Genomic DNA, 1,495 nt, shown 5'->3' with positions numbered 1-1,495 from the left:
TCCTTGCGCAGCGGTGCGCCCGTTCGCGATCCGTAATCGCGGTCGCAGATGCTGAAAAGGTTGAAGCCGTTGTGCGAGAAGAAGCGCAGCGAGCGTCCGAGGGCCGGGAGCTCGTCGAGATCGACCAGCAGCCAATAGACGCGATAGCGAAGTCGGTGCTCCTTGGGCTTGAAGCGACGATGCATCACATGTCCCACATAGAGGCCGGACTCATGTGTCATGAAGCCTCCTCGAGCTGCGGCGGCGCGACCGGCGCTACGGCAATGCGGCCGGATTCGTCCGGTACGCGCCAGGGCCGACGGATTCCGCCCCCGCCGAGCTGTTCGGCAACCGCGAGTCCCGCCTGCAATCCATCTTCGTGAAAGCCCGATCCGAAATACGAACCGCAGAACCAGGTTCGACGCGTTCCCTGCAACGACCACAGCCGCGCCTGCGCCGCCATGGCGGCCTTGTCGAACAACGGATGATCGTATCGTCCGCGCCATAAAACCCGCTCATCGCGCGGGGCGAACGCCGGATTGAGCGAAACGAAGAGCGGACAATCGGCGGGCTGTCCCTGAAGCTGGTTCATCCAATAGGTCACACAGGGATGGCCATCCGCCTCGCGCCGGTCGGCCAGATAGTTCCAGCTCGACCAGACGGCGCGCCGCCGCGGCATCAGACGCTCGTCCTGATGCAGAACGGTCTCGTTGCTGCTGTAGCGAAAGGCAGCGAGAATCCCCGTTTCGTCCGTGCCGGGATCGGCCAGCAATTGAAGGGCCTGGTCGGCGTGGGTCCCTATGACGACGTGATCGAATCGCTCGCGCCCTCCAGCCTCTGTCTCGACGAAGACGCAGGATTGCGACCGCGTGATGCGGCGCACCGGTGCGCTCGTCCGCACGCGCCCGTCCATCGCTGCGCGCAGGCGATCCACATAGGCGCGGCTGCCGCCTTGAACTGTGCGCCAGACGGGACGATTGCTCATTTTGAGCAGGCCATGATTGTCGCARAAGCGAATGAAGGCGGCAGCGGGATAATCCTGAATCCGGCTCGCGGGCGTCGACCAGATCGCCGCCGCCATCGGGAAAAGATGGTCTTCCCGAAAGGCTGCGCCATAGCGTTCGGCATCGAGATATTCGCCAAGGGAGGTCAGGCCCAGCCTCTCGATATCAGCCGGCGCGTTCTTGTAGAAGCGTACGAGATCGGACAGCATCGACCAGAACCGGCGCCGTGCGATATTGCCCTTCTGCGCGAAGAGACCGGCGAGGCCCGTGCCGCTGTATTCCATCGCACCGCCATCGAGGGAGACGGCGAAGGACATGTCCGTCGCCCTTGTCGGAACGCCGAGATGGTCGAAGAGCGCCGTGAGATTGGGGTAGGTCGGCTCGTTGTAGACGATAAAGCCCGTGTCGACCGGGACCAAAATACCCTTGTGCGCGACGTCGACCGTGTGGGAATGCCCGCCGAGACGCGGTTCCGCCTCGAACAGCGTCACCCGATGCTGCGAGGACAACAG

The 1,495-nt window shown here is 63.7% G+C and carries 2 protein-coding genes; both read right to left on the bottom strand.

All coding sequences use genetic code 11. The features are described 5' to 3' along the window. Window positions 1-221 (bottom strand): DUF1365 family protein (locus AC1DT3_RS20790; RefSeq protein ID WP_477467099.1); only part of this gene is annotated, 221 nt, incomplete at its 3' end. Then, window positions 218-1,495 (bottom strand): NAD(P)/FAD-dependent oxidoreductase (locus tag AC1DT3_RS20785; RefSeq protein ID WP_477467098.1); only part of this gene is annotated, 1,278 nt, incomplete at its 5' end. The genes AC1DT3_RS20790 and AC1DT3_RS20785, both read right to left, overlap by 4 nt.

The sequence above is a fragment of the Microvirga sp. P4_G7 genome (assembly GCF_056401005.1).
This window is presented reverse-complemented; position numbering and strand designations above follow the sequence as displayed.